The organism is Thiomicrorhabdus indica (assembly GCF_004293625.1).
GTDB classification, from domain to species: Bacteria; Pseudomonadota; Gammaproteobacteria; order Thiomicrospirales; family Thiomicrospiraceae; genus Thiomicrorhabdus; species Thiomicrorhabdus indica.
Genome location: NZ_CP033040.1, coordinates 2,049,722 through 2,070,142, shown reverse-complemented (window position 1 = coordinate 2,070,142; position 20,421 = coordinate 2,049,722). Strand labels below are relative to the sequence as shown.

The 20,421-nt window shown below is 40.7% G+C and carries 22 protein-coding genes; 13 read left to right on the top strand and 9 right to left on the bottom strand.

The features are described from left to right. Positions 1-13: 13 nt before the first annotated feature. From D9T12_RS09120 to mutS, 3 genes are all read right to left on the bottom strand, one after another. Positions 14-904 (bottom strand): tetratricopeptide repeat protein, encoded by an 891-nt coding sequence (locus D9T12_RS09120; protein ID WP_130537885.1) that lies wholly within the window; start codon positions 902-904, stop codon positions 14-16. A 104-nt stretch (positions 905-1,008) separates the two neighbouring features. Further along, the gene (locus D9T12_RS09115; protein WP_130537884.1) at positions 1,009-1,926 is read right to left on the bottom strand and encodes a thioredoxin domain-containing protein; all 918 of its coding nucleotides are present in this window, start codon (positions 1,924-1,926) and stop codon (positions 1,009-1,011) included. Between the two features lie 29 nt (positions 1,927-1,955). Further along, positions 1,956-4,568 carry a DNA mismatch repair protein MutS gene (gene mutS, locus D9T12_RS09110; protein ID WP_130537883.1) on the bottom strand — a complete coding sequence of 871 codons (2,613 nt, stop codon included), beginning with the start codon at positions 4,566-4,568 and terminating at the stop codon, positions 1,956-1,958. 228 nt (positions 4,569-4,796) lie between these two features. On the opposite strand from mutS, the gene D9T12_RS09105 reads away from it, so the two are divergent. The 3 genes from D9T12_RS09105 (at position 4,797) to D9T12_RS09095 (ending at position 7,399) form a co-directional block, all read left to right on the top strand. Further along, positions 4,797-6,119: a tyrosine-type recombinase/integrase gene (locus D9T12_RS09105; protein ID WP_206199088.1), complete on the top strand. Its 1,323-nt coding sequence runs from the start codon at positions 4,797-4,799 to the stop codon at positions 6,117-6,119. A gap of 375 nt (positions 6,120-6,494) precedes the next feature. After that, entirely contained in the window at positions 6,495-6,905 is a 411-nt protein-coding gene (locus D9T12_RS09100; RefSeq protein ID WP_130537882.1) for a hypothetical protein, read from the top strand. Between the two features lie 5 nt (positions 6,906-6,910). Further along, the gene (locus D9T12_RS09095; protein ID WP_130537881.1) at positions 6,911-7,399 is read left to right on the top strand and encodes a GNAT family N-acetyltransferase; all 489 of its coding nucleotides are present in this window, start codon (positions 6,911-6,913) and stop codon (positions 7,397-7,399) included. Between the two features lie 168 nt (positions 7,400-7,567). Here D9T12_RS09095 and D9T12_RS09090 read toward each other — a convergent pair whose 3' ends face one another. Further along, positions 7,568-7,843 carry a hypothetical protein gene (locus D9T12_RS09090; RefSeq protein WP_130537880.1) on the bottom strand — a complete coding sequence of 92 codons (276 nt, stop codon included), beginning with the start codon at positions 7,841-7,843 and terminating at the stop codon, positions 7,568-7,570. A 273-nt stretch (positions 7,844-8,116) separates the two neighbouring features. On the opposite strand from D9T12_RS09090, the gene D9T12_RS09085 reads away from it, so the two are divergent. After that, positions 8,117-9,214, top strand: coding sequence for an FtsK/SpoIIIE domain-containing protein (locus tag D9T12_RS09085; protein ID WP_165395082.1), 1,098 nt, complete (start codon positions 8,117-8,119; stop codon positions 9,212-9,214). A 25-nt stretch (positions 9,215-9,239) separates the two neighbouring features. Here the strand turns inward: D9T12_RS09085 and D9T12_RS09080 are convergent, their stop codons facing one another. The 3 genes from D9T12_RS09080 to D9T12_RS09070 are packed head-to-tail and all read right to left on the bottom strand — an operon-like array spanning position 9,240 to position 11,103. Further along, the gene (locus D9T12_RS09080) at positions 9,240-10,244 is read right to left on the bottom strand and encodes a helix-turn-helix transcriptional regulator (RefSeq protein WP_130537878.1); all 1,005 of its coding nucleotides are present in this window, start codon (positions 10,242-10,244) and stop codon (positions 9,240-9,242) included. Between the two features lie 4 nt (positions 10,245-10,248). After that, positions 10,249-10,593, bottom strand: coding sequence for a hypothetical protein (locus D9T12_RS09075; RefSeq protein WP_130537877.1), 345 nt, complete (start codon positions 10,591-10,593; stop codon positions 10,249-10,251). Beyond that, a complete protein-coding gene (locus D9T12_RS09070) occupies positions 10,594-11,103 on the bottom strand; it encodes a hypothetical protein (RefSeq protein WP_130537876.1) in 510 nt (169 codons plus the stop codon). Positions 11,104-11,213: 110 nt separating this feature from the next. On the opposite strand from D9T12_RS09070, the gene D9T12_RS09065 reads away from it, so the two are divergent. The 6 genes from D9T12_RS09065 to D9T12_RS09040 all read left to right on the top strand — a co-directional run bounded on the left by D9T12_RS09065 (position 11,214) and on the right by D9T12_RS09040 (position 15,599). Beyond that, a complete protein-coding gene (locus tag D9T12_RS09065; RefSeq protein ID WP_130537875.1) occupies positions 11,214-11,591 on the top strand; it encodes a helix-turn-helix domain-containing protein in 378 nt (125 codons plus the stop codon). Positions 11,592-11,802: 211 nt separating this feature from the next. After that, positions 11,803-12,348: a hypothetical protein gene (locus D9T12_RS09060; RefSeq protein ID WP_130537874.1), complete on the top strand. Its 546-nt coding sequence runs from the start codon at positions 11,803-11,805 to the stop codon at positions 12,346-12,348. Then, a complete protein-coding gene (gene radC / locus D9T12_RS09055; protein WP_130537873.1) occupies positions 12,345-12,830 on the top strand; it encodes a RadC family protein in 486 nt (161 codons plus the stop codon). The genes D9T12_RS09060 and radC overlap by 4 nt, the downstream gene beginning before the upstream one ends. 111 nt (positions 12,831-12,941) lie before the next feature. Next, a complete protein-coding gene (locus D9T12_RS09050) occupies positions 12,942-13,247 on the top strand; it encodes a helix-turn-helix domain-containing protein (protein ID WP_130537872.1) in 306 nt (101 codons plus the stop codon). Continuing rightward, positions 13,244-14,491 (top strand): type II toxin-antitoxin system HipA family toxin, encoded by a 1,248-nt coding sequence (locus tag D9T12_RS09045; RefSeq protein ID WP_130537871.1) that lies wholly within the window; start codon positions 13,244-13,246, stop codon positions 14,489-14,491. The genes D9T12_RS09050 and D9T12_RS09045 overlap by 4 nt, the downstream gene beginning before the upstream one ends. 271 nt (positions 14,492-14,762) lie before the next feature. Next, positions 14,763-15,599 carry a tyrosine-type recombinase/integrase gene (locus D9T12_RS09040; RefSeq protein ID WP_206199087.1) on the top strand — a complete coding sequence of 279 codons (837 nt, stop codon included), beginning with the start codon at positions 14,763-14,765 and terminating at the stop codon, positions 15,597-15,599. An 11-nt stretch (positions 15,600-15,610) separates the two neighbouring features. Here the strand turns inward: D9T12_RS09040 and D9T12_RS09035 are convergent, their stop codons facing one another. After that, entirely contained in the window at positions 15,611-16,102 is a 492-nt protein-coding gene (locus D9T12_RS09035) for a hypothetical protein (protein ID WP_130537869.1), read from the bottom strand. 218 nt (positions 16,103-16,320) lie between these two features. Here D9T12_RS09035 and D9T12_RS09030 point away from each other — a divergent pair, with 218 nt between their 5' ends. The 3 genes from D9T12_RS09030 (at position 16,321) to D9T12_RS09020 (ending at position 19,138) form a co-directional block, all read left to right on the top strand. Continuing rightward, positions 16,321-16,530, top strand: a complete 210-nt coding sequence (locus D9T12_RS09030; protein ID WP_130537868.1) for a helix-turn-helix transcriptional regulator — start codon at positions 16,321-16,323, stop codon at positions 16,528-16,530. 23 nt (positions 16,531-16,553) lie between these two features. Beyond that, the gene (locus tag D9T12_RS09025; protein ID WP_130537867.1) at positions 16,554-17,282 is read left to right on the top strand and encodes a hypothetical protein; all 729 of its coding nucleotides are present in this window, start codon (positions 16,554-16,556) and stop codon (positions 17,280-17,282) included. 200 nt (positions 17,283-17,482) lie between these two features. Next, complete coding sequence (locus D9T12_RS09020) at positions 17,483-19,138, top strand: DUF927 domain-containing protein (protein WP_130537866.1); 1,656 nt, start codon at positions 17,483-17,485, stop codon at positions 19,136-19,138. A gap of 111 nt (positions 19,139-19,249) precedes the next feature. Here D9T12_RS09020 and D9T12_RS09015 read toward each other — a convergent pair. Then, positions 19,250-20,412 (bottom strand): IS3 family transposase gene (locus tag D9T12_RS09015; protein ID WP_130537865.1). Its coding sequence is split into 2 segments (ribosomal slippage): positions 19,250-20,136 and positions 20,136-20,412, totalling 1,164 coding nucleotides; the frame shifts between segments, so codons are not numbered across the junction. Between the last annotated feature and the right edge of the window lie 9 nt (positions 20,413-20,421).

Sequence of the window (20,421 nt, the reverse complement as noted above, 5' to 3'; positions counted from 1 at the left end):
TCATAACGTTTTTTTAGAATAGAAGATTTTGCATTTGTCGACGGTAATCAGGTGCTTTTTCAGGGGCTTTAAGTTCAAAAATAGCAATGAGCTTTCGGAAAGATTCAGCCGCTTTAGGTTTAATGTCATTCGGAACGGTTTGTGAAATTTGTAAGATTTTTGTGAGTGCTTCCGCACCGGCATCTTCTTGACCATGCAAAATTAGGATTGAGGAGAGTTGGAATAAGGCTTCTAAACCTTCCGAGGATTGCACACCTTTTTCTTGCAGTGTTTTTTGAACGGTTTGGATGTCTGGGCCTTGATTTGCCAGTTCAGAAAAATAGAACACGGCAGCAATCTGTTTCCCATGCACCGATTGTTGGATGTGTTCACCTAAACCATCAAAAATTTCTCGCGCGTTTTCAGGTTTGCCCATTTTGAGATAGTAATCAATCATATCAAACAAGATATTGTAGTTTTCAGGCTCAAGACGATTCGCTTCTTTCAGTGCGTCAAAGGCTTTATCGTAATCCCCTTGTTGAATGAGTTGTTTAGCAACGTCTCTTAGGGTATCAATTTCGTTGTCAATATGAGGTTGGATAAACTTTTCACACAACTCCTCTGTCATGGTTTCGTTGATAATGCCATGAGCAGCGCCGTTACGAATCAGTTTTGCATAAGGCAGAGAGTTGTCATCGACACTAAACTGCGAGGCCAACATGACTTGATCTTCGATATTGAGTTTGCCAACAATAAATTTGCCTGAATATTTTTCTGCCAGTGACATCCATAGCTCGACATTTTCTTGAGATTCAGGGTTGCTAGGGTGCCAGAAAATCACTAGAACTGGAATTCGAATTGAGGCCTCAACGACAAGGGCTTGAAAGTTGATATCATCAATATCTGCAATCATGGCTTCTGACATATAAAAATCCTTTTGAGTTTTTAGTGTGACCGTGAATTCGCTAACAACGATCGTCCACGGCTTAGAAATTAATTGTGGGTATTTTACGTGATTGGACGTGAAAGTTAATGAAGGAGCTGTTTTATTTTACGCCGGTACTGTTTTGCCAGTTCGGCTGAGGGTAGGCTAATTAGGTTTAAAGCGTGTTTGGAGGCAGTTTCTAAGTAGTCATGAGTTTGGTGCCAATGGTGATTTGCTTGGCACTGGGAAATGATGTCGAGCAGATTGATCATTGCCTTGTTTATTTGACCATTGAGAAAAGGAATCGGTATTTCTAGAATCGCTTGCTGAAGGGGATGAGGAATTTCTTCAGCCTCAAAAAAACTAAACGCTTCTTTTGATTCTTCAGAGCTTTCCGATAGAAAGTGTTGTTTGTAAAAGTAGAGAAGGGCTTCAAGGTATTTTGCTTTAGGAAGCGTTCGCGAAATGACAGAAAGTTGTTCGAAGAAATGGTTGGCTTGACCAAGTTCACCAAGGTTCAGGTGGCACTCGATTCTCTCGAATTTTAATGATGCAAGTTCTTGCTTGCTGTGTTCGTCAATAAATTTCGTTAAGACTTCTATTGCTTTGTCGTGCTGACCATTCTTCTTAAGGGCTTTAGCTTGAGTGAGTAGTTGTCTTTCTGCATCACCCTGAATATGGTTTTCTAAAAATTCCAGATATTCGTCATGACTGTAGTGGCCTTGTAATTCGGCAATTTGATGTTGGTTTTCTATGACTTTGATTTTTGGCGTATTTGTTAGACCAAGTCGTTTTGCTAATTCGATAGAGTGTGAAACATTGACTTTTGCCAACACGAATTTATGGTGATATTTTTCGTCCTGAGCAAAGTTTTCCCAAATATATTTGGCTTCGATGGACTCTGGACAGTCGTTTTGCCAACCGAGTAAAAATACAGGTGATTTTTTCGATAGTTGAACCAGTTGTTCAAACTCTTGAGAATTTTGAATGGTTAAAATAAGTGGTTTTTTACCGGCCGGCATAGTGACATCTCATTCTAATATGGTTGGATTTATTGTACGATTTTTTTTAATTCGTAGAGCAAATCAAGTGCTTGTTTAGGTGTCAGTTCATCGGGGGTGATACTTTGTAGTTCGGTTTTCAATTGTTTCAAACTATCACATTCAGGGTCTGGTGCCATTTGAAATAAATCAAATTGTTGCACCGCCTTTTCTTGAGTTGTTTGGTTTGATACGCTTTGCTCTTCTAGGTCGTGCAGTCGTTTCTTAGCCGTCTGAATGACATCTTTTGGAACCCCGGCAAGCGATGCCACTTGTAGACCATAACTTTGTGAGGCAGGGCCGTCTTGGATTTGATGCAAAAATACGATTTTGTCTTGGTGTTCTATCGCATCAAGATGTTTGTTTACTGTATTGTCAAATTGATCACTCAGGCTTGTTAATTCAAAATAGTGCGTGGCAAATAGACAAAACCCATTAATCTGTGTTGCCATCTGTTCAGCAATTGCCCAAGCTAAAGCTAGACCGTCAAATGTTGAAGTGCCTCGGCCAACTTCATCCATTAAAATCAAAGACTGATCGGAAGCATGATGCAAGATGTTTGCGGTCTCTGTCATTTCCACCATAAAAGTTGACCGGCCGGAGGTTAGGTCATCCGAGGCGCCAATTCGAGTAAAAATTCGATCAATTGGACCAATGGTTGCGGATTGTGCTGGGACAAAACTGCCAATATGCGCCAGTAACACAATCAAAGCTGTTTGGCGCATATAGGTGCTTTTACCGCCCATATTAGGGCCTGTGATGATTTGTAAGCGACTTTTGTCATCAAACTGGCTGTCATTGGCGATAAACGCTTGGTCACTAAGGGCTTCAACGGTTAAATGACGACCTTGTTCAATATCAATGCTAGGTTCTTGAGATAAAATAGGGCGGCATAGATTTAATTCAATCGATTGTTTTGCCAGATTTAAAAGAACGTCTAGCTCTGCTAAATGACGAGCGCTGATTTGCAGCTCAGTCAATGACTCATTGAGTGTCTCAAGCAATCGTTGATATAACCATTTTTCTCGCGCAAGGGCTTTTTCGCCTGCACTTAGGATTTTGTCTTCAAAAGCTTTTAACTCGGGCGTGATGTAGCGCTCTTGGCCTTTTAGGGTTTGGCGACGTACGTAATCTGCCGGAACTTTGTCGGATTGAAGTTTACTGACTTCAATGTAGTAGCCGTGTACTTTATTAAAGCCAACTTTTAGCGTCGAAATGCCGGTTCGTTCTTTTTCTCGTGCTTCCATTTGTAGCAGGAAGTCGCCGGCTTGTTGTTTTAAGTTACGTAACTCATCCAGTTCGGGGTCAAAGCCGGCTTTTAGAACGCCACCGTCACGAATTAATACTGGTGGGTTTTCCTCAATCGCTTGCTCCAGTTGTTTCGCAAGTATCGGGAATTCACGAATGGCTTTAGCAATTTCTAACAGGCGAGGATCTGAGTGCTCACCGAGTTGTGTTTGAATCTGAGGAAGACTGTTTAAACCGCGTCCAAGCTGAAGTAAATCACGAGGTCTTGCGGTGTACATGGCAACGCGGCTCAAAATACGTTCCATGTCACCAATGTTTTTTAATTGAATCTTGAACTCATCAAAACTTTGTTGATGGATTAAGCTTTCAATTGCATTCAATCGCAAGTTTAGAATGTCTTGATTGCGTAAAGGCTGGTTCAGCCAGCGTTTTAGCAATCTTGAACCCATAGCGGTTGAGGTTTTATCGAGAATCCAAGCTAAAGTGGCGTGAGTACCGCCGCTTAGGTTGGTATCTATTTCTAAATTACGACGACTAATGGCATCTAAGACTAAGCTATCATCCAGTTGGTAGCTGTGAAGGCTGTGAATGTGATTCAGGTTGTCTTGAAGCATGCCTTGGGCATAGTGCAAAATTGCGCCACAAGCAGAAGTGCTTAGGGGTGTTTGTTCACAGCCATAAGCGATTAGATCTTGAGTACCAAAATGTTGAAGTAAAAGCTGTCGTGCGGCTTGAGGTTCAAAATGCCAAGCAGGGTATTGCACGGCGTTTTTGTGTAGCAAGAGTACTTCGGGAAAGCTTTCTGTGAGGTTGTCGAGCTGCGGTATTAAAAGTTCTGCCGGTTTCAACCTTTCGACTTCAGCAACCAATTGCGTTTCAGATTTCAGTTGAGTGGTTTCAAAACGGCCACTGGCAACATCCAAAAAGGCGAGGCCAAACCCAGTTTTTCCATGACTGATTGCCACCAATAAACTGTCGCTTTTTTCTTCAAGCAATGCCTCTTCTACCAGTGTGCCGGGTGTAATGACACGCACAACTTTACGTTCTACCGGCCCTTTGGAATTAGCAGGGTCACCAACTTGCTCGCATATTGCAACCGATTCGCCCATCTTGGCGAGTTTTGCCAAATAACCTTCAGCAGAATGATGTGGGATGCCGGCCATCGGAATTGGCGCGCCATTTGATTTGCCACGAGCGGTTAAGGTGATATCCAAAAGCTCAGCTGCTTTTTGTGCATCTTCGTAAAACAACTCATAGAAATCTCCCATCCGATAAAACAGCAAGCGATTAGGGTGGTCTGCTTTAATCTTTAAATACTGTTGCATCATTGGAGTATGCTGTGTTTTCTTAGTGCTTGATTTTTCGGTATTCTTCATATGTAACTTGTTGATTTTGTTATTATTTGTTTATATATAAACATCCAGTTAGTTTCATAAGGTTCCACCAAAAATCATAAAATTCAGCTATTTGGCGTAACTGTTGGCGTAACAGTTGGCGTAACAGTTGGCGTAACAATATCGTATAATGATTTATGTAAAAACGTTATCCATTGACGCTATCAGAACTTATTTATTTGAAAGCTTTTATTCTAGAGGGCATCAAAATTGGCTGCTAATTCTACCAAAAAACCTATCACTGCGATTGCTGTTACCAAAATGAAAAGCGGTGATGTCCTTACCGACATTGGTGATAACACCGGTTTAAGGGTTAAAAAGACATCTCGAGCGACTTCATTTATTTATAGGTATAAAAACTTTGAAGGCAAAATGAAGCAGATTATGTTGGGAGTATACCCCGAAATTGGTCTCGCGGATGCTCGTACAAAGCTGCAAGAATTTAAAGCGCTTAGAGCAAGTGGTTACGACCCTCAGCAGTATTTGATAGATCAAGAGTCTAGACTTAAAGCAGCGGAGTTAGAAGCAAGGCTTGCCTCTGAGAAGCTGGGCTTTACCTTTAAGGCGATGGTTGACTTGTACCTTACTGAAAAAGTTGAAGATCGTTACTCTGAGCCTGATCGAAAAGGAAATCGAAAAATTATTCTCGGTAGCCGTAAAGAGAAAGGCCAGAAAGAAGTCAGACGGACGCTATATGGAGATGTCGTTCGAGTGTTGGGCGATAAGCCTGTATCTGAAACACCATTAATTGAAGTAAAGGTTATGGTTGATCAGATTATTGCCAGAGGAGCAAATGTTCAGGCAGGTAATGTTTTACGAGAATTGAATCTTGCTTATCGTTTTGCGATTTCGAATGATCGATTACCGCCTAACTTTCAAAACCCTTGTCCGGAGATTAAAACTAGAATCAAAGATTCTGGTGTCAAAATTTCAAATGGCAAGCGTCAAAGGGTGCTAACTGAACTCGAATTGCAAAAGCTATGGCAATGGTTGCCAACGACTCAGTTTTTATCCCCAACGGTTAAAGATGTACTGAAATTTACCTTACTAACTGGGATGCGTACAGGTGAGGTATGTGTTGTTCAGTGGTCGGATGTAAATTTGAAAGAAGGAACTATTTTTCTAAAAGAGACAAAGACCGGTGCCTCCCGGTATGTTCAGCTCTCTGTGCAGGCGATTAAATTCTTGGCAGATATTCACGTATCTGGAAAGTATGTATTCAGGGCAAAAAATAGAAGTGGAAATTTAACGGACCGACCGCTTGATCAAAAACAGCTGACTCAGCAACTGTACTATTCCAGAAAAAATAACGATCATCCAGATATTGACTCTTGGACGCCTCATGACCTGCGACGGACAGTTCGAACTCAGCTGGCAAAGCTTCGCTGTCCTAGAGAAGTAAGTGAAGCTATTTTAGGGCACTCGAAAAAAGGTATCGAAGGTACTTACGATTTACATCACTATGAAGAAGAAGCCAAGGAATGGCTGCAAAAATGGTGTGATCGTCTCGATGAAATTGTTATTTGTCAATGAATGAAGGCAGTCAAGAGATTGAAGATTGATATTTATAGATTCATAAATTGAGCATTGAGAAGAAATGAAAATTATCACATGAATCAAATGACTAGTCCGTTCTTGCAATTTACCAAAACTAATTAATCAGTCGTTCTTATTTTTCTTACTGGATGATTTTAAGGCTATTATTTTAACTAAGCCTTAAAATCTAGATTTAGGAGCTATAGTTTATGCAGCATAAAAAAGTGCTGGTATATTTTTATAACTTAAAAATCAGTAGTTTACTGTATATTAAAATACGAAATAGTTATATAAAGCGGCGACAAATACAATGATTTACACATGAAATGTAAGTAATATTAGGATGTATAATAATTGTTAGGCATAGAGAAAATGAAACCAGTTATACAAGAAGAAATAACCGGTTGCGCTATTGCAAGTGCAGCAGCGATAGCTGGGATGACTTATTCAGAAACAAAGAAAATCGCAAACAGCATCGGAATTTATGCTGATGATAGTAAGCTTTGGTCGGAAACAATCTACATCCGTAATTTGCTGGCAAAGCTCGGCATAGAAGCCGCAAATATTGAATCGGCATTTGATACTTGGGAATCAGTTCCTGATGTGGCCTTATTATCCACTAAATGGCACATGGAAAAAGGCAAGGCTTATTGGCATTGGGTAGTTTTTGTTAGAGAAGAAAGTGAGTCATACATCTTAGATTCAAAAAAATCGTTAAAAACAAACAAAAGAACAGATTTTGGTCGAATAAAGCCAAAGTGGTTTATTGAGGTAAAGGTCTGAAATTCATGTCACTAAATATACAAATTGGGCCAATCCAAGAAACCGAATACCAATTTCTATCCGTTTTGGTTGGTGAGCTTCTTAATGAAATAATGGAAAAAATAGGTATCAATGTTTTCAATTATAATCGTGAAGAAACAGAGGCAAGAGCTGCAAGCCTAATATCTGATGGAAAATATTGGGTATTTGTTGCAAGAGAAGCAGCAACAAATAACGTCATTGGGTTTGTCTCATTATATGAAAGCTATGCACTGTATTCAGAAGGTGCTTATGGAACAATGCCTGAACTATATGTAACGAAAACCTGGCGTTCAAAGTGCGTAGGTCAAATGCTATTGAATGAAGTTATGAAATTCGCCAAAGAAAAAGGCTGGCAGAGAATTGAGGTAACAACACCACCGCTACCAGCATTTGATAGAACATTGGCTTTTTATCAGGGCAATGGTTTTGAAATAACTGGTGGAAGAAAGCTGAAGGTGGATATAAATGCCTAACAACCACATGCACTCTGACAACAAAAGGTGCTCGATATTTAGCACCCTCGGCTGACACAGAATTTTGAACGCCCTCGGCTGAGCGTTTCAAGAGCTATTTAAGTTGGTAGAAGCGATCACTATCTTCAAGAAAGTCTGTAATATCTTCAAAATAGTCGAGTGCCAATTTCATGGCCTGTTTTTTGCGTCAACGTCATTTTCAGATTTTGCGCAGGTTCCAGTTCCAAGTATTACCTTATCTACTCCCAACTTTAGTGCAGGGTTTATCCTGATATTGTTTGGGCAATCAAGAGTAACCCAATCGACAATTATGGTTGGGGTTATTAATCCGTAATGATCTAAGTTGACGCTAATAATTTCTCCAACACTCAACCATTTACCGGCATTAGCAGTAGAGCTTGTTACTATAAGCCCTGCAACCAGAGTAGCTTTAAGTCCTTTCATTGTTAATCCTTAATTTAAGTTCAAAGTTTTTGCAGGTCAATTCTATGATCACTTTGATTCTCTGCGAATAGGGCAGGGGCTTGGTGGCGTCAATTTATGACGTGACTGTGCTGAGGAGGACTTTAGGGTGTTTGAACTCTTTGTCAAAATAAAACTCATGATGTGATGCTTGCATGTTTTATTTATTAGAGGAGTCTTTACATGGTTAATTTCAAGTCAATTTTCAGTTGGTGGAGTCGGTCTTCAAACAACGAATTACTAATAAGACCAAGCATGTTTGAATTTGATGCTCCGGTTACAACACTAGGTAATCCATTAAAGGAGGTGCTTTCATCGAGTAACCTAGAACAGTCTGAATTTTCACTTCCTGTTGTTATTGGCAGAGAGCGTACTGGTGAAAATTATTCTTATGATTTAGTTCAAATACACAGTTTGCTAATTGCGGGTAAGTCTGCGCCTGAGAATGATGTTTTCAAGCTTGCTTTGCTGAGTCTTTTAAAAGGCTCTTCGGTGTCAAACCTGAGAATGGTTTTAATTGATGCAAAGCGCAAAACGTTGACAGAGTTTGATCAGGTTCCTCATTTACTAACACCGGTCATTACCCGCCCTGATCATGCCATGAATGCATTGAATTGGTGTCTCAATGAGGCATTCAAACGTAGACAAGTTATGGATGCGCTCAAGGTGAGAGATATTGAGGCTTATAATCGAAAGGTGATTGCAGAAAATGCCGATCTTCAGCCATTGCCATACATTGTGATGGGCGTTCGAGAGCTTGCTGAATTGTCCCCAGATTTACGAGATCTAATGATTTCGCAAACCGCTAGAATTTCAAGAGCGACAGGCATTCATTTAATTGTCGCAACCAAGTGGCTATCTGAGGAGGTGATCACTGAAAAACTTAAAGCTTATATGCCATCCAGAATCGTTTTACAAACTGCCAGCCCTCAAGCTTCAAAGTTTATTTTTGACGTTGATGATGTCGAAAAGGTTGGTTGGGAAAATTTATTGTTCTTGCCTAGTGGAAAAATGAAACCTTTGGAGCTATTGCCAACAAGTGTAATGTCGACGGAAGTGATTGAGGTTTTAAACTCGATACAGATTGAGGGGAAATCACCTGATTATGTACCGGCTGTTATTGCGCCACCGCCGGAACCCCAACCGTATTATCAAGAAATGACGAGTTATTTTGAATCAGTGGTCGAGTTTATATTTGCTCACAAGCAGGTTTCTTTTATCATGCTGCAAAGAGAATTGCGGACAGGGTTTAACAAGACTCATAGAATCCTTGACCAGATGCAGGAAGTGGGTGTGGTGATTGCAGAACCTTCTGAAAATGAAACTTACTACCGTTTGAATGGTGGTTGTTAGAAATTTAGTGCTTTTAATTTTTAATTTAAGCCCAAGCCTGATACATTTCGTGAAGAATCTCCACCGCTTCGGCAAATTCTTCACGCAAACTTTCAGGTTCTATGACCTCTATATAAAAGCTATAACTTTGCAGCCACCATCTCAACTGTTCAGTGTTTTGAACTGTCGCGGTGACAAGGTATTCGTCATCGTTTTCTGACGGAGTGATTATCTGGTCTGTAGAGAGTCGCATTTCGTTGAGATAGAAAGCGGCACGCTCACTGACTTGCAGTTTAAGTTTGATCTCTTTTGGAGAGTGATAAGGATAAAGCAAGTTGCCTTGTTCAAGGTAGGCCGTTAAATCAAAGTCATCATTCTGGTCGATGTTTTGTTCTGTATTTTTGATACCTGAGAACCGATGTAAAGCAAACTGCTGCACTGTTTTCGATTCAATATTCTCAGCAACCAAATAAATGATTTGGTCAACAATAACGATGCCTTTAGGGTCAAGTTGATAAGCTGATTCTTTCTTTAATACCGGCCGGTAAAAAGCGTCAATTCGTGTCTCAGAAAGTAATGCCAGATAGGCTGCATTGAGGATGCTTTGATCAACCTCTGGAGGAATCAGCGGTTGGTTGCGTGAAACGGTGGCAACTTTGTTTGACCAGTTAGCAAGAGAGGAGCCGCTGTTTTCCAGTAACTCTTGTGCGTGAGCAAAGTAAGGTGCAAGGTGATGCAGCACGCCTTCAGGAAATAATTGGCTTAAGTATTTTTTGGAGAGCTCAAAACTCAATGCCGTTGGCAGCGCCATCTGTGGTAATTCAAGCTTTTTGGCATCCGATTTCCAATACCAACCGGGAATATCTTTATTCCCGTCAGTTTCGATTTCAAACAATTGAGCAAGACTGTTCAAGTCACGCTGCAACTGCCGAATTTCTACCGTAAACCCTTGTGCCTTTAAAGCAGTCAATAGAGCCGCTGTGCTTACTCGGCTTGGATAACTTGGAAGTAAGCTGAGGGTTTGCAGTTTGCGGTAGAAATTTGTACTCACTGAATTAGTCGAGTTTTTCAATTTTAGTTATGCGGTAAACATACTCTGTTTGGGTATTATCTACGGTGTCATGGTCAAATCGTGTGAACATTTCGTTAATAGATATTTTTTTATCGAAAATATTTATAGTAGATTTCACGGTGTTTTCTTCATATGCACCCCAAGTGATTTGAGCATTTGAACTACATCCGTGCTGTTCAATAATAAGAGGCCATTTTTGTCCTTTAATACCTTCGTTAGCATATCCAAATAAAAACATTTTTTTGGGCTTAAGTTCTGAATCAATGGATATGTCCAATACGATAAAATCGTCGTTATCCTCTATATATTTTGCTGTTATTCTATGCATTTAGTTTTTTACCGAATAATATGAATGCTCTTCATCGAACCATTCGAGCTCATTGAGTTCATGTTGTGCGGAGATAACTGAGTTAAGCGAACGATAATTGTCGTAATTAACAACCGTAAATCGTTTGATCTCTTTTAAGAATTCAGTATTTGAAGTAATGGAATTTATATTACTTGAATTGCCTGCAGGCCAATGTGTGTAAATAAGTATTCTTTCCGCAATATCGATTTGAGAGTTCCATTCTTCAGGCGTTGGGTGCGATTCTCCAAATAGCTTGCCAATGTATATTTCTACGTTATTTGAATCAGAGTTGTAAAGCCAACTTATTTCTTGAGAAATCCGTTTACCAAATGTTTGGCGCTCGGCTTTTCCAATGTATAAAAGTACGTCATTACCATAGACAGGGTGGTGTCCATAGATTTGATAAACGCCGTAATCATTATCACTGTTTTTTTCTTTAATGGTGTCAAGATCGTAAGGACCGTCCCAGCTAATTAAAATATCGCCCATTGTGATTTGTCCATAAAAGAGTAAAACCATGATTCTAGTTAGCTAGTGATGTTTATACAAGAGTGAAATGACCTGAAAATTCCACTTATTCATAATTCTAAGTGGTTGTTATGTCCAAGCTCTCGGTAACCGATGTTGATAAAAGTGTGGGTCGAAAGATTCAGATTCGTCGGAAGGAATTGAATTTGACCGCAGCTCAACTGTCTGAAAGTATTGGCATTTCACAGCAACAGCTTTCCCGATATGAACGGGGAGAAAATAAAATCAATATTACTCACCTCGTTAGTATCGCTGCTTTTACCCAAACTCCGATTGGTTGGTTTTTTACTGACTGCAAGCCTCTTGATACCGGCGGCTTGATTCAAGAATCCCCTGAAATTTACGTTGGTGTGAGTGAAAGCGATCTATTCACCCGTATGCAACAGATTTGGTCTGATTTGACCATTGAGCAGCAAAGATCGGTAATCAATCTTCTTGATCAGTTCTAATAAATAATTTTAAAAACTCCTTTCAATTCAATAGTTTGACCTTTTTGTAGTGGCGTTTTATACTGCATTTAAGTCAATTATTTAATTGGCTTTGACTGGCTATTCAGCATAGTTATCACTATTCAATACCACCCCTGATTGTTTATTTTGAGCAATATTTCATTGCAAGGGGTCGGTGTATTTAAAGTTTTTAGGTTTAAAGGGGCAGGTTATGTATGCGCGTCATACAGGTGGCTTTGTGCCATCAAAACAAGGAAGTTTGGATAATTTGTGTGGAGTTTATTGCTTGGTCAATGCGGTGGCTTATCTGTTTGAAGGGGAGTTTAAGCAACGTTATAGATTAAAGCAGCATTTATTGAAGCTCTATGACCAAAAATGGCCTCTGCGCGACTTGATGTTTTTTGGAACAGAAACTGAGCAACTTGAGCACATGATTCAGCAAGGGTTAATGAGAGGTAAGTATGCAGAGCACTTTCCTATCAAGTTTAACCAACCTTTTAAGGAAAAACGATTTCGAACAGCGAATGCCATTCTCAATGAGATTCAACGTTTTTTATCAAAACTGGGGGCTAAAAGAGTAGTGATTATCGGTACTCCATATCACTGGACACTGGTGAGAAAAATTGACAAAAAGCGGGTCTATTTTATTGATAGCAGCACGTTGAATACTGCATTTAGAAGTTCCTTTCGCTTCGAGGAAGAAGGGCGGTTGGAGTTGTTAAAAGATGAGATTTATTTTTTGGAGAAGTTGAAATGACCAATTTTATTAAAACAGATGGGGCTTATCGAGTTAGAGGGGAAGTGTCAGAAGCTGAGATTTTAAGTTTTGCACAGTCTTTGATTGCTGAGAAATTTAAGCGTGGTGACGCATTAACCTCGCCATCCATGACGCATCATTATTTTATGCATAGACTGGCTGGATATGAGCATGAAGTATTTGCATGCCTTTTTCTTGATAATCAGCATAGGGTGATCAAGTTTGAGGAGATGTTTAAGGGTACGATTAATGCCGCCAACGTCTACCCTAGAGAGATTGTCAAAATGGCACTTTCATTAAATGCTGCGGCAATGATTTGTGTTCACAATCATCCAAGTGGCGATACTACGCCAAGTGAGTCAGATAAGTCTTTAACTAAAACTCTACAAGACTCGTTAGATCTGGTGGATGTCCGTCTACTCGATCACTTGATTATTGGTGGAGGTGAATACACGTCGTTTGCGGAGAAAGGATTGATGTAGAGCTTATAAAGTGAAGTTGTGTTTTTCATATTTTGTTTAAAATGTAAATATAGTTTCACTTTAATGGGTTTTAGTGTATTGTGTTGTTATGTATTAAATTAGGTGGTGGTTATGGCTGATAAGAGAACAGCGACTCTTTTTCCTAAGCAGGTAAAGCTATTGGAGCAGTTGGGTGAAAATATTCGTCTGGCAACCAAGCGTAGAAAGCTTACGCAGACCCAGTTGGCAGAAAGAACAGGGTTGTCTAAACCTACTTTACGCAAGATTGAGAGAGGAGAGGGATCTGTCTCAATTGGTCATTATATGCTGGTTTTGTCAGTATTGGGTTTAGCCGAAGATGTTGCTCAAGTTGCGGCAGATGATGTCTTAGGGCGTAAATTGCAGGATATTGAACTGTTGAAAGGTAAGTCATCATGAGTCGAGAAATATTCGTTTATGCCCATTGGCAGGGAATCGCCGAACCGCTTAAAGTGGGTGTTTTGCGAGCGGATAATGTGCGTGGCGGTGAGCACTTTAGCTTTACCTACGACACAGCTTGGTTAACCTCCAAATTCGCACAACAAATCGACCCTGATCTCCACTTATTTCAAGGGGAGCAACATAGCCAGAATGACCGAAATTTTAGAGCGTTTTTAGACTCCTGCCCAGATCGATGGGGCCGGTTGATTATGCAGCGTAGAGAGGCGGTTTGGGCGAGGCAAGAGGGGAGAAAGCCCAAGAAATTGACCGAAACAGACTATCTACTCGGTGTGCATGATATGCATCGGATGGGCGCTTTGCGCTTTAAGTTATCTGAAGACGGTCCATTTTTAGATGATAATAGTGAGCTCGCTGCACCGCCAATGTCGTCTTTACGCGAGTTAGAACAGGCGGCAGTAGAAGTTGAAAAGTCCGGTGTGGATGCTACCCCTGAGTATACAAAGTGGCTTAATATGCTGATTTCTCCGGGGTCTTCATTAGGTGGCGCAAGACCTAAGGCGAGTGTGATTGATGATGCGAGTGAGCTTTGGATCGCCAAGTTTCCCAGTCGCTACGATGATTACGATATTGCTGCATGGGAAATGGTCGTTTATCAGCTAGCTCTAAAAGCCGGTATCAACATGGCTAAGTGCGAGATTAAGCAGTTAAACAGCCAACATCATACCTTCCTAACCAAGCGTTTTGACCGTGATTCTGGCGCTCGATTGCACTTTTCTTCGGCCATGACGCAGTTAGCGTACTTTGATGGTGAGGAAGGAGCGAGTTACCTAGAATTGGCGGAATTCTTGATAGCAAATGGCGCTAACACTAAAGCGGATCTGGCCCAGCTATGGCGGCGTATTGTGTTTTATATCTCGGTTTCTAACACCGATGACCACCTCCGAAATCACGGTTTTATCCATACCGAAAAGGGTTGGATATTATCACCTGCCTATGACATTAACCCAGTACCAGATGGCATGGGATTGCATCTAAACATTGATGAAATGGATAACCGCCTAGACTTCGAATTAGCCTTCTCTGTTATCGATTACTTTCAGCTCAGTAGAGAAGATGCTGAAACAATCTACCGCGAAGTGATTGATGCCGTTGATCAATGGCGCGAAGTCGCTAATCAACTCAAAATCAGTCGCCAAGAGCAAGAGATAATGGCACCTGCTTTCATGGCGCAGCGGCTCTAATTCACCCAAACAAACAAACCACCGTTCAAGTAATCAATGGCCTGTGTTCTTGCAGGCCTTCAAGCATTCACTCTCAAATCACAATTTCACCAAATCACCCAAGGTTTACTGTAATCAGCTGATAAGCGGCTGAGGGTTGGTTGTGCGGTGAGAAAACATTACTTGGTTTAATACGCATTATATGGAGTTCATAGATATGGCAAAAACAGCTAAACAAAATAAAGTATTTACAACATACATCAACACCCTTGCGCCCAGTGGCAGGAAAGGGGTGGTTAGTCTACTTAACAAGTGTGCAGGGCTGTTATCTGAAGGTAAGAAGGCGGCTGAAGCTTATAAGTGGCAAAAGATTCGTTTTGCCGAAGTATCAATGCTCAAAGCATCCCTGTTGGAGCAAGGGTATGCGGTGTCGTCGGTGAATTTAGCTCTGTCTGCCATGAAGGGGTTAGCTAGAACGGCATTTAATATGTACTTGTTGGATGCGGAAGATCTTGAGCGTATTCGCGCGATTAAGCGAGTCCGTGGCGATGCTGTCAGAGAAAAGCGGAGTTTGTCCAAAGATGAGATTCAACAGCTGATTGCTGCAACACAAGAAGCATCGTTTAAAACCCAGCAATACCGTGATAAAGCCCTTGTCTATGTGGCTGTTTGCGGTGGTTTGAGGGTGTCTGAAATCACGGCATTGTCTGTATCTGACTTTAACGCACAAACAGGTTCTCTAATGGTAAGACAGGGTAAAGGGCGCAAGAATCGAGAGGTACTATTACCGCCCAAAGCTATTCGTGCCCTAAATTCATGGATTCAGTTACTGCCGCTGAATGACATAATTTTTACTAGAATCAGTAAGTCAGGCTCTGTTTTAAGTACAGGGCTAAGTAGTGCCGGAGTTGCTAGTATTTTGAAGATGCTTCAGCGAAACGCGGAAGTCGCTAGTTTTAGTCCACATGACTTAAGACGAACATTTATTACACAGTTGTTGGAACATAATGTTGATTTGAATACCGTGCGCCAAATGGCCGGGCATAGCGATATATCAACTACCATCCAGTATGATTATAGGGATATGCACAGCCAGAAGTCAGTTGCCGCTAACTGCTTGAATTTTTAGTATTTGGTGAATTAGAGCAGCTCTGAGAACTCTTCAGCGTCATGTGTTTTTAAAGCCCTTCTAATACGTCCTTCGGCTGATTTTCCTTTGAGTTTTTTATCTTCCATTGAGTCAGGAATGGCAAAGTTATTGTCATGCAAAAACTGTCGAAGTTTTCCATCCTCATAGCCTTCTTGAGATTTCAGGTGGTTATGTATATCTGAAATCATGAGTAAATTGTGTAGTTCTTTATTGAACAAGTTGTACTCACTTTCATTGATTGCGGCATCTTTTATCAAGAATGTAAGGAAGTTTGAAACATCCAAGGTTTTTCCCTTACTTGAGCCCTCTATAGCGTAATCCTGATAACCGCAATTTTTCATTAGTTCAAAGAGCAACTCTTCTGTTGAATCGCTAATAAACATTTCAAGGCGTTTAAAGCCGGCATCTGTGAATTTCTTACGGCGAGTTTCCTGTCTTTTAGCGCTGCCTGCTTTTTGGGTAAGTTTTTTATTTGTAGCCATGATTGTGATGCTCTTCTGTAGTCATAGTGATTCTCTATTTTATCAAGATGAAATGTGACCGTCACAAATATGGGTGTGTGACCGTCACAGTTAGTTATTTGTGACCGTCACGGATTTAAGCTCTGAATGGCTGGTTTTAGGGTGGTTTTAAGGTCTTGTAAAGAAACGTCGGATGAAAGCAATGGTGCTGGATTCGTCATATATTTTGGAGACATCCGATGATTAATAAAAATCTTAAGTTAATTAAATTACCTGAGGTTTTAAACCTTTGTGCGATTTCAAAAACCACCCTATACCGCTTGGTTAATGAAGGTGGGTTTCCCAACCCTGTTCAGTTGAGTGGTAAGCGATCTGTTGCATGGCGTTACCGCGAAGTCGAAGCATGGATTGAAAGTCGAGTATCAGTTAAGCAATGGGAGATGAAATGATGAGCCGCATAAAGATAAGTTCAATGATTGAGTCTGAACAAGATTGTGAAAATGAGACAGCCGAGCGCCAGTCTCAACTAAAAAGTGATCACCATAAGAAGAGCCAAATCCTAGCGGACACTCTTGAAAGGTGTTTTCTAGAAGCTCTGCCATGTGGAAGTCTAGCCTGCCCAATTTGTAATCGAAATCGCAGATTACAGGAGGTTGAATACTTAGTCGACCTTATAGGGTGTAGCCAAAAAGAATTCCGGTTTGTAACTCTGATTTATTACAAGTTTGCGATGACTAGTAAAGCGTTCTACAAATGGAAGATTAGCAGCTTTAAACGTGCCGTTATAAGAAACCTAGAAGATTCAGGGTTTACTGGCATTGCTATTGGAAATATTGAGTTTGATTTTCACGAGCAATTGCAGCTTTGGTTACCGCACATTCACTTGATTATGACCTATCAGCCAGATGCTTTTAAAGAGCTTCGCCGTCGTTTAAAAGAAGATAAAAATATCAACACTAGGGATGATGTTGTAGACCGACCAATGGTTGTTAAGGTGATTAATTCACCGATCAAGGTATCTACATATTGTCTCAAAATCTCCCCTATGAGAGTCCTCTATTACGTGAATTCCAATGGTAAAAGAATGACTGGAAAGTATCGGTTAAGAGATCCAGAAGCAGCCTTAGCATATGTGAAATTGAACCGTACTAAACCCTCAGAAATGACACTCAAGTTTGGTGTTCGAAAGAACCTTCTCTAACTGTTTTGTCATTAGGAATCATTAAAGAAGACTGTAAATCAATAGAGGACATTACTTGTAGATCTTTATAGAGAGGGGTTTGAGTAAGTTTGTTAAACAACACTACTTAGCCCCACTGCAAGTTTGTCAGCTAGCGCTAAACACCAATTTAAAAAGTGATTTGGTGATTTAGTGAATTAAACAAATATAAGGAAATTTTCATGGAAATATACACTTCTGTAAAGCTAATCGCTGAATCAAGTATAGATGTACCTGAGTCAGATAAATGTAATAAAACCTATAAGCTGATTGAATTCCATAACAGAGATGGCGAAATGGTTGGAGAGTTAATTAGTCATGTGGACTATTCTTCGCCAACCAGATGCAAGGAATTTTTACTAAGTAACGGCTTTCCCTCTGCGTCTATCCATGATAAAGGCAGACTTGATCAGATTATGCAATTGATCAATGAGAATGCGATTGCCCGTGTATTGGTGGTAAGACGTCCAGGGTGGCATGGTGGCGTTTACTTATCTTCTAGCAATGAGGTCATAGGGACATTAAGTAACCAGTTAGGGCCTATGCTTGCCCCAGATTTAGATTGTCAGTTGCCAAGAGAATCTAAAAATGGTTCTGGTAATGAATGGAAAGCTCATGTATCTAGTTTTATGCAAAGCAGTTCAAGATTAATGCTTGCAGTTTGCTCAGGATTATCAGGTGTGTTGATTCGATATTCGAATGTTCAGACAGGTGGCTTTCATTTTTATGGTGATAGCTCAATTGGTAAAAGTACTATGCTTCTTGTGGCCGCATCAGTCTATGGAAATAGGGATTTTGTCCGAGATTGGAATATGACTGAAACTGGAGCTGAAGAGTTGGCAGAAGGGGCTTCTGACTCATTGTTGGTCTTAGATGAATTGAAATTATTACATTCCAGTCCTGTTAAGGCAGTTGAAATTGCTTCGCAAATTATTTACAACCTTTCAGAGGGAAGGGGTAAGTGCAGAAGCAAGGCCTATCAAAGCTTTAATAGAAAGTGGCATTTAGTGATGATTAGTGCTGGTGAGTTAAGCCTTAACAATCATGCAAAGCAAAGCGGTCTGAATCAGATGGCAGGAGAACAGGTAAGGGTTATTGATATTCCTGCTGATGCCGGTGAAGAGCTTGGAATATTTGAGACGATTCCTTATGGCTATACCAGTTCTGCTATGGCAATTGATGGGATTAAAGAGCTAATCAATAAACATAATGGTCACGCTAAGAATCGGTTTAGAAAACGTTTTGTTGAGCTCTTGCAAGATCATGGGGAAGATTTTATAAAAAAGAGAATTGCCCGATCGCAGAAGAAATTCCTAGACAGAGTTTTGGAAGGCGTTGAAGTGAATGGACAGCAAAAGCGAATTGCTGATCGATTTGCTTTGGCTTATGTAGCTGGTGTGATGGCGATTAAGTTTAGGATTCTAGAACTGACTGAAGAGGAGGTTTTTGAGGGGATCAAAAAGTGCTTCGATGATGCGGTTAATAGTAGGTTTGAAGTTTATGAAACTAAAAAGGTTAAAGCACTCAAGAAGGCTTTCAAAATGTATTTTGACGATGAATTGGTTATTGATCTTACCTCCGGTTCAGATGCTGTAGACTTTGAAAGTGGAAAAGCATTTAAAACAAAAGTGAAGGGTAAACTGGTCATAGCAATTCCATCCAAAGAGATTAAAGGTGCTGCAACTTCAAAGGATTTTAAAGAGCTATGGGCTCAACCAGATTGGTCTGATGCAATTGTAAAAAATTCAGAAGGGAGGAATACCCATCAGATTATGATCGGTAATCAAAAACCAAGATGCTATTGTTTTGACTATTCAATGCTCGATCAACTTAGCTGATTAAAATAAATAGTAGTGAACTTAAAGGCTGGCCAGAAATGGCTGGCCTTTTTTGTGTGCTCTTTTAGTAACGTTAAATCCAGTGTAAATGCATATCTTAATACGTTCTGGTCAAGCTTTTTGGGACACTTGGTTTTTACAATTTTCATACTCTATTGGCGTCAAATCACCGTTCGCAGTATGAAGCCTTTTTAAGTTGTAGTAGCGCATGTAATCCGCTACGTCTTGTTTCATGCTCTCGCGTGTTGGATGGTAAGCTTTAAACAGCCAATCGTGTTTTAAGCTGCCAAAGAATCGTTCAACAACGGCATTATCCCAACATGCTCCGACATCACCCATAGAAGCCGTCATATTTTGCTTGGCGAGTAGCGAGGCAAACCGTTTGCTGGTGTATTGAGAGCCACGATCACTGTGAAAAATCACGCCTTTGGGATGCCCTCGTAGCCAATACGCTTGCTGTAAGGATTGCATGACGAGTTCGACCGTCATTCTTTCACTCACGGCCCAACCGATAATACGGCGGGAATACAGGTCCATCACAACACTTAAATACAGCCAGCCTTCTGGTGTTTTCAAGTAGGTGATATCGCCTGCCCAAACTTGATTCATCGCGCTTGGATTGAACTTCATCTTGACCAAGTTATCCGCCACTCGATGTGTCAAGTTATGCTTAGTCGTTACTTTATAAGCTCGACGCTGCTTGACGACTAACCCCAGCGTTTTCATGAGCTGACGTGTTTTCTCTCGACTGACAGGGAAGCCCGCTTTACGTAAGGCTTTAGCGAGTTCACGAGAGCCCAAACTGTCACGGCTCTCTTTGAAAAGCTGTTTGGCGACACAATAGAGTTCAAGTTGTTCTGCCTTGAGCACTTTTTTAGGCCGCTTTTTCCATGCGTAATAGCCTGAACGACTGAGTTTTAACACCTGGCTCACAGGCTTAACGGGTAAGCCCTCCTGAATCAATTCATCCATGAAGGAAAACGTTATCGGATGTCTTGCGCCAGAAGGGCTGAAGCTTTTTTTAAGATCTCTTTTTCGAGCTTTAAGCGTTTGTTTTCAGCACGTAACTGTTTCAACTCGGCACGTTCATCTTGACTCAGTGCTGACCCATTGGCTTGGGCTTCAAACTTCTCTTTCCACTTGTAAATCAAATTCGTTCTGACACCTAAGGATTCAGCCGCTTCTGCCACACTGTAACCTTGATCCGTTACCAACGCGACCGCTTCTTTTTTAAACTCATCGGTGTAAGTTTTATACGTTCTCTTTTGACTCATGATCACTCC

Bases quoted from the DNA above. Each gene is read 5' to 3' on its own strand.
- D9T12_RS09120 (WP_130537885.1), bottom strand. From the start codon at position 904: ATGTCAGAAGCCATGATTGCAGATATTGATGATATCAACTTTCAAGCC.
- D9T12_RS09115 (WP_130537884.1), bottom strand. From the start codon at position 1,926: ATGCCGGCCGGTAAAAAACCACTTATTTTAACCATTCAAAATTCTCAA.
- mutS (WP_130537883.1), bottom strand. From the start codon at position 4,568: ATGAAGAATACCGAAAAATCAAGCACTAAGAAAACACAGCATACTCCA.
- D9T12_RS09100 (WP_130537882.1), top strand. From the start codon at position 6,495: ATGAAACCAGTTATACAAGAAGAAATAACCGGTTGCGCTATTGCAAGT.
- D9T12_RS09095 (WP_130537881.1), top strand. From the start codon at position 6,911: ATGTCACTAAATATACAAATTGGGCCAATCCAAGAAACCGAATACCAA.
- D9T12_RS09090 (WP_130537880.1), bottom strand. From the start codon at position 7,843: ATGAAAGGACTTAAAGCTACTCTGGTTGCAGGGCTTATAGTAACAAGC.
- D9T12_RS09085 (WP_165395082.1), top strand. From the start codon at position 8,117: ATGTTTGAATTTGATGCTCCGGTTACAACACTAGGTAATCCATTAAAG.
- D9T12_RS09075 (WP_130537877.1), bottom strand. From the start codon at position 10,593: ATGCATAGAATAACAGCAAAATATATAGAGGATAACGACGATTTTATC.
- D9T12_RS09070 (WP_130537876.1), bottom strand. From the start codon at position 11,103: ATGGGCGATATTTTAATTAGCTGGGACGGTCCTTACGATCTTGACACC.
- D9T12_RS09065 (WP_130537875.1), top strand. From the start codon at position 11,214: ATGTCCAAGCTCTCGGTAACCGATGTTGATAAAAGTGTGGGTCGAAAG.
- D9T12_RS09060 (WP_130537874.1), top strand. From the start codon at position 11,803: ATGTATGCGCGTCATACAGGTGGCTTTGTGCCATCAAAACAAGGAAGT.
- radC (WP_130537873.1), top strand. From the start codon at position 12,345: ATGACCAATTTTATTAAAACAGATGGGGCTTATCGAGTTAGAGGGGAA.
- D9T12_RS09050 (WP_130537872.1), top strand. From the start codon at position 12,942: ATGGCTGATAAGAGAACAGCGACTCTTTTTCCTAAGCAGGTAAAGCTA.
- D9T12_RS09045 (WP_130537871.1), top strand. From the start codon at position 13,244: ATGAGTCGAGAAATATTCGTTTATGCCCATTGGCAGGGAATCGCCGAA.
- D9T12_RS09035 (WP_130537869.1), bottom strand. From the start codon at position 16,102: ATGGCTACAAATAAAAAACTTACCCAAAAAGCAGGCAGCGCTAAAAGA.
- D9T12_RS09030 (WP_130537868.1), top strand. From the start codon at position 16,321: ATGATTAATAAAAATCTTAAGTTAATTAAATTACCTGAGGTTTTAAAC.
- D9T12_RS09025 (WP_130537867.1), top strand. From the start codon at position 16,554: ATGATTGAGTCTGAACAAGATTGTGAAAATGAGACAGCCGAGCGCCAG.
- D9T12_RS09020 (WP_130537866.1), top strand. From the start codon at position 17,483: ATGGAAATATACACTTCTGTAAAGCTAATCGCTGAATCAAGTATAGAT.